This window comes from Pseudomonas paralactis (assembly GCF_001439735.1).
Taxonomy (GTDB): Bacteria; Pseudomonadota; Gammaproteobacteria; order Pseudomonadales; family Pseudomonadaceae; genus Aquipseudomonas; species Aquipseudomonas paralactis.
This window is the reverse complement of record NZ_JYLN01000005.1, coordinates 378,884-393,749: the sequence shown is the minus strand read 5'-3', so window position 1 is coordinate 393,749 and position 14,866 is coordinate 378,884. Positions and strand designations below refer to the sequence as shown.

General features: G+C 56.9%; 8 protein-coding genes. 5 read left to right on the top strand and 3 right to left on the bottom strand.

Annotated elements, in window-relative coordinates:
• Positions 1–236 precede the first annotated feature (236 nt).
• Positions 237–1,259 (bottom strand): zinc-dependent alcohol dehydrogenase family protein, encoded by a 1,023-nt coding sequence (locus tag TX23_RS15810; RefSeq protein ID WP_057702990.1) that lies wholly within the window; start codon positions 1,257–1,259, stop codon positions 237–239.
• Between the two features lie 267 nt (positions 1,260–1,526).
• On the opposite strand from TX23_RS15810, the gene TX23_RS15805 reads away from it, so the two are divergent.
• Positions 1,527–2,441: a LysR family transcriptional regulator gene (locus TX23_RS15805; RefSeq protein WP_057702989.1), complete on the top strand. Its 915-nt coding sequence runs from the start codon at positions 1,527–1,529 to the stop codon at positions 2,439–2,441.
• A gap of 335 nt (positions 2,442–2,776) precedes the next feature.
• Here the strand turns inward: TX23_RS15805 and TX23_RS15800 are convergent, their stop codons facing one another.
• Positions 2,777–3,550 carry an ion channel gene (locus TX23_RS15800; RefSeq protein ID WP_057702988.1) on the bottom strand — a complete coding sequence of 258 codons (774 nt, stop codon included), beginning with the start codon at positions 3,548–3,550 and terminating at the stop codon, positions 2,777–2,779.
• A gap of 527 nt (positions 3,551–4,077) precedes the next feature.
• Between TX23_RS15800 and TX23_RS15795 the strand changes: the two genes are divergently transcribed.
• The 4 genes from TX23_RS15795 (at position 4,078) to TX23_RS15780 (ending at position 11,001) form a co-directional block, all read left to right on the top strand.
• Positions 4,078–4,974, top strand: a complete 897-nt coding sequence (locus tag TX23_RS15795; RefSeq protein WP_057702987.1) for a LysR substrate-binding domain-containing protein — start codon at positions 4,078–4,080, stop codon at positions 4,972–4,974.
• Between the two features lie 178 nt (positions 4,975–5,152).
• Positions 5,153–6,394, top strand: coding sequence for a multidrug efflux RND transporter periplasmic adaptor subunit MexE (gene mexE, locus TX23_RS15790; protein ID WP_057703086.1), 1,242 nt, complete (start codon positions 5,153–5,155; stop codon positions 6,392–6,394).
• Between the two features lie 15 nt (positions 6,395–6,409).
• Positions 6,410–9,589 carry an efflux RND transporter permease subunit gene (locus TX23_RS15785; RefSeq protein ID WP_057702986.1) on the top strand — a complete coding sequence of 1,060 codons (3,180 nt, stop codon included), beginning with the start codon at positions 6,410–6,412 and terminating at the stop codon, positions 9,587–9,589.
• Complete coding sequence (locus tag TX23_RS15780; protein ID WP_057702985.1) at positions 9,586–11,001, top strand: efflux transporter outer membrane subunit; 1,416 nt, start codon at positions 9,586–9,588, stop codon at positions 10,999–11,001. Before TX23_RS15785 ends, TX23_RS15780 begins: the two co-directional genes overlap by 4 nt.
• A 387-nt stretch (positions 11,002–11,388) precedes the next feature.
• Here the strand turns inward: TX23_RS15780 and TX23_RS15775 are convergent, their stop codons facing one another.
• Entirely contained in the window at positions 11,389–14,796 is a 3,408-nt protein-coding gene (locus tag TX23_RS15775; protein ID WP_157243921.1) for a hypothetical protein, read from the bottom strand.
• Between the last annotated feature and the right edge of the window lie 70 nt (positions 14,797–14,866).

Below are 14,866 nucleotides of genomic sequence, written 5' to 3'. Positions count from 1 at the left end.
ACAGATACAGAACAACGCCAGAAAGCAGTTCAGATGAGCAGGCCACCTAACTTTATTGGCGCACACACAACAACGCCGCGCTGGATTTCAGGGCGGCGTAAGGAAAAAAGGTATTGTTTGCGGGGCGCGACACCCTCGCGGCGGCTCAACCCCGGTGCGGGTTAAGCCCTGTCAAATGGCGTATTTGCCTCATAGGCTCGGACGCCAATGTATTCATTTGCGAATAGTCCTACAGCTCAAACAGCTTCAACCTGCAACGCCACACGCTCGCGGCACGGGCATTCGTCCATGTACCGATGCGCTTCCACGAACTTACCGAACGGAAACACCGTGGTTTTCAGTGGGACAAGCACCCGGTCGGCAGTCAGCTGGTTGATATCACGCAAGGCGCGCTGCACTGCCACCTGGTCCTGGATGATGCCCAGCTCAGGTTTGCCGGTGAAGTTACCGATACAGTGCACGAAGAACTGAATGTTCTTCTGAAACGCCGCGCAGGCCGGGAACGGCGTCTGGTTACCACCTTGCAGGCCATACAGCACCAGGCTGCCACGCGGTGCCAGTACGTCACCGAGCAGCGACATCTGCGGGCCGCCCAAGCCATCGAACACCACATCCACGCCACGGTTATCGGTGATCTTGTTGATCTGCATAAGCAGGTCTTGCTCTTCGGTAACGATGACCTTTTCCGCCCCAAGGGACAGCAGGTATTCGCGCTCGGAGCTGTCTTTGGTGGCAGCAATCACCCGCACGCCCAAGGCCTTGCCCAGTTGCACAAACGATGGGCCGGAACAATGGCTGGCATCAGTCACCAAGGCAAACTGCCCAGGTTTGACTCGCGCCAGATCCATGTAGGCAAAGTAGGCAATCAACAACGGCGTGTAGTGCACACTGGCTTCAATCGGGCTCAAGACATCCGGGTAACGGGTCAGGGCCGAACGGGGCAGGACGATCTGCTCGCCGTACACCGGGTAATCATTGGGGCTCTCGGCCGGAAAACTGGCCACTTTATCGCCCACTGCCAAATCATCCACGCCGTCACCGAGGGCGACCACCACGCCAGCCATTTCATGACCAAGGCCCGAAGGCAGGCGTGCATGGGAGGACGCCAGGTTCTGGCGCCACAAAATGTCGTACCAGCTGATGCCAATTGCCTCGACACGCACCTGCACTTCGCCCGGTGCGGGCTGCGCGGCTGCATGCTCTTCGCATTTGAGCACCTCGGCCGGACCAAACTTGTGAAAACGGATCGTGCGGGACATCGCAAACCTCGTCAAAGTAACCTCTAATGCCATGAACTTTATCTGGGCTTTCCAGGTAAGACCACCGGTCGCCGTTAATAGTCGACATGCCTGTCATTGATTCCGCGAAGGAGGAGCACACCTCAACTATCGAAGGAAAAATCAATTAGCCGGTGCAGAGTACCAGCCTTTCCCCGTAAGATTCATGCCGGTCACGCGTCTGATAGAACCTCATGGGTTTCTGTGTGGCCGCTCACATCAAGTTTGCAGACTCTTCCAGGACACAAGATGAACCGTAACGACCTGCGTCGTGTCGACCTTAACCTCTTGATCGTATTCGAAACCTTGATGCATGAGCGCAGTGTGACCCGCGCCGCCGAGAAATTGTTCCTCGGCCAGCCGGCCATCAGCGCGGCCTTGTCGCGCCTGCGCGGGTTGTTCGATGACCCGCTGTTCGTGCGCACCGGACGCAGCATGGAACCCTCGGCCCGCGCCGTGGAAATCTTCGCCCTGCTCTCCCCGGCCCTGGACTCGATTTCCACCGCCGTCAGCCGCGCCGCCGAATTCGACCCGGCCACCAGCACCGCAGTGTTTCGCATTGGCCTGTCCGATGACGTGGAATTCGCCCTGCTCCCGCAGCTGCTCAAACGCCTGCGCTCCGAAGCCCCCGGCATTGTGCTGGTGGTACGTCGCGTCAATTACATCCTGATGCCCAGCCTGCTCGCCTCCGGTGAAATCTCCATCGGCGTCAGCTACACCGCCGACCTGCCCGCCAATGCCAAGCGCAAGGTACTGCGCCGCAGCCTGCCAAAACTGCTGCGCGCCGACAGCGTACCCGGCTCACTGAGCCTGGACGACTTCTGCTCACGTCCTCATGCACTGGTGTCATTCGCCGGCGACCTGAGCGGGTTTATTGATGAAGAGCTGGAAAAGCTCGATCGCAAGCGCCACGTGGTACTGGCCGTGCCGCAGTTCAACGGGCTGGGCACCTTGCTGGCGGGCACGGACATTCTGGCGACGGTGCCGGATTATGCGGCTGAAGCGCTGACCTCGGCGGGCGGGTTACGCGCGGAAGACCCGCCGTTGCCGGTGCGCTCGTTTGAATTGCATATGGCGTGGCGCGGGTCGCAGGATAATGATCCGGGGGAGCGGTGGTTGAGGTCGCGGATTCAGATGTTTTTTGGGGATCCGGATAGTCTTTAGGCGTCGTATGGCACTGATCATTACCCCAGCCATTAACCAAAAAACATGCGCAGCTCATGCTGACTGGCCGAAACCAGATAGCAAAAACGCACTTCAATCCAAGCACGAGCGCGCACAGGGCTCATCACTGAGCGACTAAACTCATGACGCACGACCACTCCCACCAACTGTCAGTACCAAGGTTCGCGCCACAAGCGTCCGAGTACCAAATTACGCTCGACTCATCTCTATTTCGTTCAATCCTGAGTTCATAACGTATCTCGGATACGGGGCAGATTGCCCTGGCCAGAATCATTGAGGCCGATGTTCCAATAGCGCGAATGAGCCCCACGCCATCAAATGGTGAGGCGACCTATCCAGTAACCCAGCGAAACTAACAGTGCGCCACCTAGAGCGGCAAATACGATCGCCAATCGATTGATAGTATGGGCTGATTGGAGTTGTGTGCGTAGCTTGGCCAAGGTTGATGATATATCTTCAAGAGCCTTGTTCTGATCGGATTGTATGTCACGCAATGCTAAGCCGGTGAGGTCTATCGCGGGGCACTCAGTGGTACTCGGCGTACTTTCCACTCCCCTCGCAGCCACCCAACCTTTGTGGCCCAAGAACGTGATAATTGCCGTAGCTCCGTAGGTCATGCCCATCACTGCTTCGGTCGCTGCAACCACTTTTCCGGCAGTTCCGGACGGTAGAATGTCACCGAAACCCAATGTAGTGAAAACGGCAGTGGAAAAATACAAGCTTTCCAGACTTGTATAACCACCCAGAAGGCTAAACTGATCACTTCCAGCGCTGGACAGCCCGTGCTTATAATAAAGCGCTGAAAATAAAAATATAAACAACAGCGCTATCATTGTAAAAAACAGAAAAACGATACTCCCTTCCCAAGCGGAAGGCCTAATAATAGAAAATATGAGAACAGCAAACAAAACATACAGCACAATTATCGCAGAATAACCACAAATCCAACTATCAACTAAACCTACCGTATAGAACGCCACCGCCAGTGCAACTCCAATCACGACCATAATGATAGACTGAACAATCTTTGATAATTCTCTATCTTTCAAATCTCTATCGGCTTTCTTATTTAACGCACAACCACTCATACTTCATTCCTTTTTATGTTTTTTCTAACCAAACGGCAATGAGCCGAAAGCGTCCATTTGCAATGGTAACCACGTCACCTGAGCCATACCAAGAAACCACTGGTTGTGCCCTCAGGGCTGGAGATGAATTATTAAGGCGTAACAGATCATTCAGTCCTTGGGTGCCTCCGGCGTAATCCATATATTTGGTTCCCCACATCCCCCATCCATAGATATCCGGGTGAAGTGGTCAATTCGCAGGACCAATGGAAAACACCCCTTACGGAGCACGCCTTAAAGACGCTAAATCAGCATTGCGGGTCTGCGAGTCGAGCAAGCAGCCGAGCCCTACCCCACAAAAGGATACCAAAGAGAAAGAGGAGACGCTTGACGTGGTGAAGTCTGGCCGCTGTCAGAATGCCAGTGAAGTGATGAGGCGAAGATCAGCGACTTGGCCAGCAGGCGAACGCCTGCTCAGAAAATCAGATCGCCCCCCTCCGAGCCAAGCTGGTTTATGCTCAGGTCATCCCAAAAATGGAACACAGCCCATGTTCGACCTCAACGAACTCTTCCTCTACGCCAAGGTGGTCGAGCACGGCGGCTTTGCAGCGGCCGGCCGGGCGTTGAACCTGCCCAAGTCAACCTTGAGTCGCAGGGTCGGCCAGCTTGAGGCAAGGCTTGGGGCGCGGCTGATCCAGCGCTCAACGCGCCAGTTTCAGGTCACTGATGTCGGCCTGGCTTACTATCGTCATTGTGTGGCGATGATTGCCGAGGCCGAGTCGGCAGAAGAGGTGGTGGCCTTCAACCAGTCAGAGCCGCGCGGCTTGATTCGTTTGAGCTGCTCTACCGCGCTGCTCAACTATTGGGTGGCGCCGATGCTGGCGCAATTCATGGCGCAGTGCGGCAACGTCGAACTGAATGTGAAGAGCTTTAACCGTAAGGTCGATGTGATTGCCGAGGGCTATGACATTGCCTTGAGCCTGTGTTTTCCGCCGCTGGAAAGCAGTGAACTGGTGATGAAACTACTGGGTAAGAGCACCCAGGTGCTGGTGGCGAGCGCGGCTTTTTTGCAGGACTATGCCCTGCCCTCGCAACCTGCCGATCTTGCCGCGCTGCCTACTGTGCATTGGGGCAACCCGATGCTTCAGTACCTGTGGGAGCTGACCGGCCAGGATGGCATGACGACGCAGATTCAGCACACGCCGCGCCTGGTCAGCGATGATGTGCCGACCCTCAAAGACGCCACTCTGGCGGGTGTAGGCATCGCCAACCTGCCGTGGGTGGTGGTCAAAGAGGACGTCGCCGCTGGGCGCCTGGTTGTCGTGCTGCCTGAGTGGCAACCCGCACATGGCGTTATCACGGCGGTGTTTCCATCCAGACGTGGGCTGATGCCGTCGGTGCGCGCCTTGATCGATTTTCTGGGTGAAGCATTCGATGCGCCTTAGGCAACAGTGTTTTGTCATCAAGGCCATTGATAGCTCCCTAACGAGACCCCTATGCTAGAGGGCTGAATCCTCGCTTATATCATTCCGAATGATAGTTACCTTTGCTTCATTCGATTCGTGACATACCGCCTCCCCGCGCATGATCCGCCCATCTCAAATACATTGGCGGATGCACTTCATGGAACAGTCACTCAAACTTTTACGCTTCCCCCTGGCGATTCTGGCCGTGGTGGTGATGAGCGCGTGCGGCAAGTCTCCCGAACAAGCGACCGCCATGCCCCCTGCCAAGGTCAGTGTGGCCAAGGTATTGGAACAGCCGGTCAACGAGTGGGACGAATTTACCGGTCGGTTGGAAGCCCCGGAAACCGTGCAGATTCGTCCTCGGGTGTCCGGCCAGATTGACCAAGTCGCTTTTACTGAAGGCGCTTTGGTCAAGAAAGGCGACCTGCTGTTCCAGATCGACCCGCGCCCGTTCCAGGCCGAAGTACGCCGCCTGGAAGCCCAGCTGGCTCAGACCAAAGCCGCCGCCACCCGCAGCGAAAACGAAGCGCAACGTGGCGAACGCCTGCGCCAGAGCAACGCGATCTCCGCTGAACTGGCCGACTCGCGTACCACCGCCGCCCAGGAAGCCCGCGCCGCCATGGCCGGGATCCAGGCGCAGCTGGACCTGGCCCGCCTGAACCTGAGCTTTACCCGTGTCACTTCGCCGATCAGCGGCCGCGTCAGCCGAGCTGAAATCACTGCCGGCAACCTGGTGACCGCCGACACCACCGCGCTGACCAGTGTGGTCTCCACCGACAAGGTCTACGCCTATTTCGACGCCGACGAGCGTGTCTTCCTCAAGTACACAGAACTGGCCCGTGAAGGCCGTCGTGGCGCAACCACACCGGTGTACCTGGGCCTGTCCAACGAGACCGGCAACCCGCACCTGGGTCAGATGAACTTCGTCGACAACCAGGTCAACCCGTCCACCGGCACCATCCGTGGCCGTGCGGTGTTCGATAACAGCAAGGGCGAATACACCCCGGGTCTGTATGCGCGCCTGAAGCTGGTGGGCAGCGGCACCTACTCGGCCGTGTTGATCAACGACGAAGCCGTCGGCACTGACCTGGGCAAGAAATTCGTGCTGGTGATGGACGGCGACAAGCCGGCTTATCGCGCGGTGGAATTGGGGCCCAAGATCGAAGGTTTGCGCATCGTGCGCAGCGGCTTGACCAAGGATGACACCGTGATCGTCAAGGGCCTGCAACGCGTGCGCCCTGGCTCACCGGTGGCGCCGGAAACCATCCCGATGGCCAGCAAGGAAACCCTCGCCGCCTTGGCCCAACAACGACAAGCGCTTGAAGCCAGCAACCTGGAGCAAGTAGCGCCGGAAAAACCCGCGCCCAAGCTCGCAAGCGTCGCGACTCCACGCGGTTAAGGGATACGACTCAAGATGAATTTTTCCAAGTTCTTCATTTCACGGCCGATCTTCGCAGCGGTGCTGTCGCTGTTGATCCTGATCGCCGGTGCGATCTCGCTGTTCCAATTGCCGATCAGCGAATACCCGGAAGTGGTGCCGCCGACTGTGGTGGTACGCGCCAACTTCCCGGGCGCCAACCCCAAAGTCATCGGTGAAACCGTAGCGGCACCGCTGGAGCAAGCCATCACCGGTGTCGAGAACATGCTGTATATGTCCTCGCAGTCCACCGCCGACGGCAAGCTGACCCTGACTATCACCTTCGCCCTGGGCACCGACCTGGACAACGCGCAGGTGCAGGTGCAAAACCGTGTGACGCGCACCCAGCCAAAACTGCCTGAGGAAGTGACGCGCATCGGTATCACCGTGGACAAGGCGTCCCCCGACCTGACCATGGTGGTGCACTTGACCTCCCCGGATCAGCGTTACGACATGCTGTACCTGTCCAACTACGCGATCCTCAATATCAAGGATGAGCTGGCCCGTCTGGGTGGCGTTGGCGATGTGCAGTTGTTCGGCATGGGCGACTACTCCCTGCGCGTGTGGCTGGACCCGAACAAGACCGCCTCCCGCAACCTGACCGCCACCGATGTGGTCACGGCGATCCGCGAGCAGAACCGTCAGGTGGCTGCCGGTGCCCTGGGCGCGCAACCTGCGCCGAGTGACACCAGCTTCCAGTTGTCGGTCAATACCCAGGGCCGCCTGGTCACCGAGGAAGAGTTCGAGAACATCGTGATTCGTGCCGGCGCCAACGGTGAAATCACGCGCCTCAAAGACATCGCCAGGGTCGAACTGGGCTCCAGCCAATACGCGCTGCGCTCGTTGATCGATAACCAGCCGGCCGTTGCGATTCCGATTTTCCAGCGTCCCGGCTCCAATGCCATCGACATCTCCAACGATGTGCGCAGCAAGATGGCCGAGCTGAAAAAGAGTTTCCCGGCGGGCATGGATTACCGTATCGCCTATGACCCGACCATCTTTGTACGCGGCTCTATCGAAGCGGTGGTGCACACGCTGTTCGAAGCGTTGATCCTCGTGGTACTGGTGGTGATTCTGTTCCTGCAGACCTGGCGCGCCTCGATCATCCCCTTGGTGGCGGTGCCGGTATCGTTGATCGGTACGTTTGCGGTGATGCACCTGTTCGGGTTCTCGCTCAACGCCCTGTCATTGTTCGGCCTGGTGCTGGCCATCGGTATCGTGGTGGACGACGCCATCGTGGTGGTGGAGAACGTCGAGCGTAATATCGAGCTGGGCCTGGAGCCGTTCCCGGCGACCGAAAAAGCCATGAGCGAGGTTACCGGCCCAATCATCGCCACGGCGCTGGTGCTGTGTGCGGTGTTTATCCCGGCCGCCTTTATCAGTGGCTTGACCGGGCAGTTCTACAAGCAGTTCGCCTTGACCATTGCGATCTCCACGGTGATCTCGGCGTTCAACTCGTTGACGCTGTCCCCTGCCCTGGCCGCCGTGTTGCTGCGCGGTCACGACGCACCCAAAGATCGTTTTTCCAAGTTCCTCGACAAGGTCTTCGGGGGCTGGCTGTTCCGTCCCTTCAACCGCTTTTTCGAAAAGGCCAGCCATGGCTACGTAGGCACCGTGCGCCGTGTGATTCGCGGCAGCGGTATTGCCTTGTTCGTCTACGCGGGTTTGATGGTGCTGACGTTCTTCGGCTTTGCCCACACGCCGACCGGTTTCGTACCGGCGCAGGACAAGCAGTACCTGGTGGCCTTCGCCCAACTGCCCGACGCTGCGAGCCTGGACCGCACCGAAAACGTGATGAAGCGCATGTCGGAGATCGCCCTTAAACAACCCGGCGTGGAAGCCGCAATTGCCTTCCCGGGCCTGTCGATCAACGGGTTCACCAACAGCCCGAACAGCGGCATCGTGTTCGTGACCTTGAAGCCCTTTGATGAGCGTAAAGACCCGAGCATGTCCGCCGGTGCGATTGCCGGTGCACTGAACGGTCAATACGCCAATATCGAAGAAGCCTACATGGCGATCTTCCCGCCGCCGCCGGTACAGGGCCTGGGCACCATCGGCGGGTTCCGCCTGCAGATCGAAGACCGTGGCAACCTCGGCTATGACGAGCTGTACAAAGAAGTGCAGAACGTGATTGCCAAGAGTCACAGCGTGCCTGAACTGTTCGGCCTGTTCACCAGCTACACCGTGAACGTGCCGCAGGTCGACGCCGCCATCGACCGCGAAAAGGCCAAAACCCACGGCGTGGCGATCAGCGACATCTTCGACACGCTGCAGGTCTACCTGGGTTCGCTGTATGCCAACGACTTCAACCGCTTCGGGCGTACCTACCAGGTCAACGTGCAGGCCGAGCAACAGTTCCGCCAGGACTCCGACCAGATCGGCCAACTGAAAGTGCGTAACAACAAAGGCGAGATGATCCCGCTGGCGACCTTTGTCAAGGTCAGCGACACCTCGGGCCCGGACCGCGTCATGCACTACAACGGCTTCATCACCGCAGAAATCAACGGCAACGCCGCGCCGGGCTACAGCTCTGGCCAGGCTCAGGCCGCGATTGAAAAACTGCTCAAAGATGAATTGCCCAACGGCATGACCTACGAGTGGACCGACCTGACCTATCAGCAAATCCTCTCGGGCAATACCGCGCTGTTCGTGTTCCCGCTCTGCGTACTGCTGGCCTTCCTGGTACTGGCCGCCCAATACGAAAGCTGGAGCCTGCCGCTGGCGGTAATCCTGATCGTACCGATGACGCTGCTGTCAGCCATTACCGGGGTGATCATCTCGGGCGGCGACAACAACATCTTCACCCAGATCGGCCTGATCGTACTGGTGGGCCTGGCGTGCAAGAACGCGATTCTGATCGTCGAGTTCGCCAAGGATAAACAGCAGGAAGGCCTCGACCCGCTCGCCGCGGTACTGGAAGCCTGCCGCCTGCGTCTACGGCCGATCCTGATGACCTCGTTCGCGTTTATCATGGGTGTGGTGCCGCTGGTACTGTCCAGCGGTGCCGGTGCCGAGATGCGCCATGCCATGGGTGTGGCCGTGTTCTCCGGGATGATCGGTGTGACCTTCTTCGGTCTGTTGCTGACGCCAGTGTTCTACGTACTGATCCGTCGCTATGTTGAGCGCCAGGAAGCGCGCAAAGCGGCCAAGGCCTTGAAGCTGGAGACACAGCAATGAGTGTGAAAGTATTCCTGCCGAGCCTGTTGGTGCTGGCGCTCGCCGCCTGTGCCGTAGGCCCGGATTATAAGACCCAGCAACTGGAGGCGGCCAATATCACGGCCGCCGCCGACACCAAGAGCTACGACCACGCCAAATACGAAGGCATCTGGTGGCAGCAGTTCGAAGACCCAACCCTCAACCAACTGGTAACCCAGTCATTGAGCGGCAACCGCGATCTGCGCGTGGCCTTCGCCCGCCTACGGGCGGCACGGGCCATCCGTGATGATGCGGCCAACGACATCATGCCGGTGGTCACCTCCCGCGCCAGCAGCGATGTGGGCAAGGGCCAGATTCCGGGGCAGACCACCAAGCGTGTCAACAGCGAGCGCTATGACCTGGGCCTGGACATGGCCTGGGAAGTGGATTTGTTCGGGCGCATCCGCCGCAACCTTGAAGCCAGCGACGCTGACCAACAGGTGGCCGAAGCCGACCTGTACCAACTGCAAGTCACCATGATTGCCGAACTGGTGGATGCCTACGGTCAACTGCGTGGAGCGCAACTGCGCGAACGCATTGCCCTGGACAACCTTAAGAACCAGCAGGAATCGCGCACCATCACCGTCAGCCTGCGCGATGCGGGCGTGGGCGATCAGCTCGACGTGGAACGTGCCGATGCGCGCCTGGCGGCGGTGGAAGCCAGCGTGCCGCAACTGCAAGCCGAACAAGTGCGCGAGCGCAACCGCATCGCCACCCTCCTCGGCCAGCGCCCCGACAAGCTGAGCGTGGACCTGAGCCCGAAAGACCTGCCAGCGATTGCCAAGGCGTTGCCGATTGGCGACCCTGGGCAACTGCTGCAACGACGCCCGGACATCCTCAGCGCCGAACGCAAACTGGCCGCCGCCACCGCACGTATCGGCGTGGCCAAGGCCGACCTGTTCCCACGGGTCAGCCTCAGCGGTTTCCTCGGCTTCACCGCCGGGCGCGGTTCGCAAATTGGCTCGGCTGCAGCGAATGCCTGGTCCCTGGGCCCGAGCATTACCTGGGCCGCGTTTGACCTGGGCAGCGTGCGTGCGCGTTTACGCGGTGCGAATGCCGAGGCCGACGGCGCCCTGGCAACCTATGAACAGCAAGTGCTGCTGGCCCTGGAAGAGTCCGAAAACGCCTTCAGCGATTACGGCAAGCGTCAGCAACGCCTGGTCTCGCTGATACGCCAGAGCGAATCCAGCCGCGCCGCCGCTGACCTCGCCGCGATCCGCTACCGCGAAGGCACCGTGGACTTCCTCGTGCTGCTCGATGCTCAACGTGAGCGCTTGGCGGCTGAAGACGCCCAGGCCCAGGCCGAAGTGGACTTGTATCGCGGCATTGTCGCGATCTACAAGGCCCTGGGTGGTGGCTGGCAGCCGGACACGGTCGTCGCCAGCAGCAAGTGATGTAAAGAGCTCCTTTGGTTGGTCGCATCCAGCCAATTTTTAGCCCTGCGGCTCATTCGGTCGCGGGGCTTTTTTTGGGCTAATTGGAAAGGTATAGACATCAGAGACTGTTGCATTCCCTCACCCGTCATTTCCGAATATCAGTAGAAGCCCTAAACAGGGATGCATTGCATTCAAGAAGCCCCTAGGGTTAGTTCCCGGGAATTGGAGGGTAAAAGATGGCAGTTGCGTGGACCACCGAAACTTCACAACCGTTTAAGGAGAAAGTAAGAACCGGTTGCGGTGGGTGTGGCGACGAGAGGATTATGTCAATGTAACGTGTGCTACTTATTGGAACAGGCTCGTAAAGAGCATCCTTGCTCAACGCATAACTTAGGGGGGGGGGGGTTAAACTACCAATTCTGGGACAGAGCCGGACGACTCTTGCGGCAAGGGTTCACGATCATAAGCGTCTATGCCGATTGCGGTGTTCACCAAACCCGTGTTTTTCATTAGGTTTACTACTTCTTTGGATGCGCCATTATTAGATCCAAGCTTAATTATGTTCTGAGTATTACGGCAACCACCATGCGCCAAATTTTTGAGTGTCACAATACCTTTACCCAATGCTTTCGATGGCAGCCCCGCCAAGGTTTTAACCCCCATGGCGGAGAGCTTGAATACAGACTTACCTGTACCATAAACAGCCCCTGGAAGATTAAACATGGACATCGTCATCTTGGCAAAATGCATCGCCTTGGTGAGGAGTGTTGCACCTTTCCCCAAACTACGGATAGCCCCCCCGACTACGAACAGCGCGCCGACAAGCTCTAATCCAAGCCCAATAAGCCCCATGACAAGACGCTTACGATCACCCGAGGCAATATCTTCTATGCTCCCTTTAAAAGGTACAAGGGTATTAATGACAAATGTTTCTACGCCATCAGCTATCATTTTAAACCTCTCATTAGCTGTAAGGCCTTTAGCGTTCTTCAGCAAATCCTCGCGATTGATCAGCAACTTTTCATCCTGTAGCACTTTAATAATTGCATTGGTTCGGATGGAGGAATAGGTATCTGGAACAAATTCGTCAACATCACTCGGTCGTTCGCGCTTGGCAAAGTACCCTTTTATACTAATATCTACAGGCAATGACGGAGCATCTTTCTTTGGCAGGGTAATCAAAAAACGAATGGCTTCATTGTTATTTTCGGCCATACGCTGGAACCGGGCGAGCAACTCATGGCGTTCTACGTAACGATTTTCCAATGGAAAAAACTCGTAGCACTTGGCGCCGAATTCATCTTTGGCAAATATAATCTGGCCTATCTTTTTCTGAGCCTCCTCTGCAGTAATGTCGTCATCCTGTTCCGAGGAGGCGCCGCATATAAATACCTCGCCGAATTCAAGCCTGCGCCTGTCTTCGACGGGCAACTCGCTCAGCTGCGTTTTCATCGCCGTGACATTAAGTGCTTCCAAGGCCGTAGTAGCCCTTGAAAACGGGATATCAAAAACACTTTCGATCGGTGTCAACTGCTTGATGTTCTGAACGAGCGCCTTAAACCTTGCCTTGTCCTTGGAATCCAGGAGCTCCCAGTCTGTCTTATCAACATTTTGCGCCGTCAAGACACCAGACAGGTATAACTCGCTGATGGAGTAGCCACCTGTCAACAACGTTTCAGTATCGGTTTTCAACAGGAGGCCAAGGAGTCCCGCTGTATACTTACTGGATCCCGAAGACATTATTTTTTTATATAAAAAATCAGTCTCCCCCGGGCATTTAGCTTCGAGCTCTTTATTGCCCAACTCGCTGCGGGTATTAAAATTTGATTTTTCTTTTTCGTATTCCGCTACTGCGCCACTGTACTCCTCCATGCGTTGACTGTATGCACTCAGCGCTCGCTGAACGCCAGTATCCGAGTAATTGTCATCGGCCTCCACCACCCCTATACCTACCGCCCAATCATAAATTGGCCCTGCACTGGCCACCGCCACTACCTCGTCGTGATCGGAGGACGAAACCGTCATGAAACTTCTCTGACAAATCTGATCCACCGACATATCACGGGAACTGCCTGGCGACACCATTTCCACCAGTGCGGTTTGAATACGTAAGTTCACGTGCGCCGATGTCCCTACTCGAATATCTCCTGCCCCCTTGGCCAAAAATTCCGGCGCACTGGTTGCCAACATCATATGGGTGATCAGTTCCGCCTCAATCGTTGGCAGCTTCGTGGTAGTGGCAAGATGCTGTGTAAGCTCAGCACGCACATTGCTCAGTGTTTTTCCTGTGTTTGAGACAGAATAGAGGTTGTAGCCAGCAATATAATTACGTTTCGAACCCAGTTCTGGATCAATGCAGAGCAAATCGCGACTCGTGATCAATTGTTGACGATACTCTGGGGACACACTCTTGATTAGCGACGAATCGTCTTGCAATACAGCAAGAATCGGCTCGCAGCGCCTCTGTCCTGCGCCTTGAGTCAATGCCTGGCTAATGAGTTCGTCGGCATTATCGCGGATGTATTCCTGGCTCTGGCCTGCCCAGGGTTTGGGTGAGCAATCAAGCAGTGTCAACTGTGGCGGTATGCTGGCGCCGGGGGCTGACCGGCGGACTCTGATACGTTGCTCCTCGCTCAGGGAGTCGGGTGATTGCTTATCTTCCAAAAAATTGCGGGCATAGCCGCCCATTGCGGGTTCTGGTGGCAGCGGGTTGAGTTTCCAGTTCAAGATGTTGCGCAACTCGCCGGCCGTATTGATAGCGGGTAACTCCTTCCACGTTGCAAACCGAAGCAATTGCCACATATCGCCGACTGATTGTTGTCTGATTATTTGTCCGGTTGTTTGCGATTGCTCAATGGCAGTGTTGAGCAGTTGCGCAAGCGTTGGGTGGGCCAGCACTGACTCCGTCACCTCATGCCACGGGCCAGATGCGCCGTTGGCGCATACCATAAACAGCCCATTCTCCAAACGAAACTTCGCATTCACATCTATCCCTTTCTCACTCAAGATGGGTGCCATCAGCGGGTCACGCATCAAGCGCTTCAATATTCTGAGCCCCGAGCGATTGGCAATGCCAAGTGACGACCCCGGTGCAATTTTCTGGGAAATCGCTCTGAGGTCGATGTCCTCGTCATCTGGTTTGTCCTTGAGCTCATTGAGCAGCGTCTTTATCAATGCGCTTTCATTTTCTACATCCATAAACTCACGCTCTGCCAGCGCGCGCATTTCAGGTGAGCGCAGGGGGTCATCCTCCGGAAAACCGTTGGCTTTGAGTGCTTCTTCATCGGCCTTGTTGATCGGCCAGCGTACGCCGTAGAACGCCGCGATCTCAGCGGGAATAACCCTGGATCCGGGCATGCTCAGATCCTTTCCATGCGGATCAAGCATGGCAGCACTGGCGATCACTTGCCGTCCGATCGGCCACCAACCACTGCCATCAGAAGGGGTAAACGTAGTGATTTTGCCGGAATACTCTTTTACCGTCAGGGTGGTCCCCACTATGTGGAGCCTGGGCGCCTGGAAATTTTGCGCGCTGATCCACGCCTGCATGGCCGGCGAGCTCAACGCTTTATCAAAACGGCCTCTCCACTGGGCAAATGACGACTCCGGCGGCAAACGTTGAAAGCTCCAGTCGTCCTGGTGACTATCTGCCAGCATGGTGGCCAGTTCAGTGTCAGCTTCAGCGGTTGTTTTAACGGCAACAACTGGCTTGCCCGACTCAGGGGTTGACGTCGCCAGGTTCAGCTCAGCGGGAGGCGGATTTGATGAATACAAGCGCGGACTGTTACGTAAATCAGCAGAGGATAAGCTCATTAAAGTACTCCAGAAAAAAGGAGCCTAATGGTCTGAAAATCACGTATCGCAACGAGATAGGCTTTTTCCG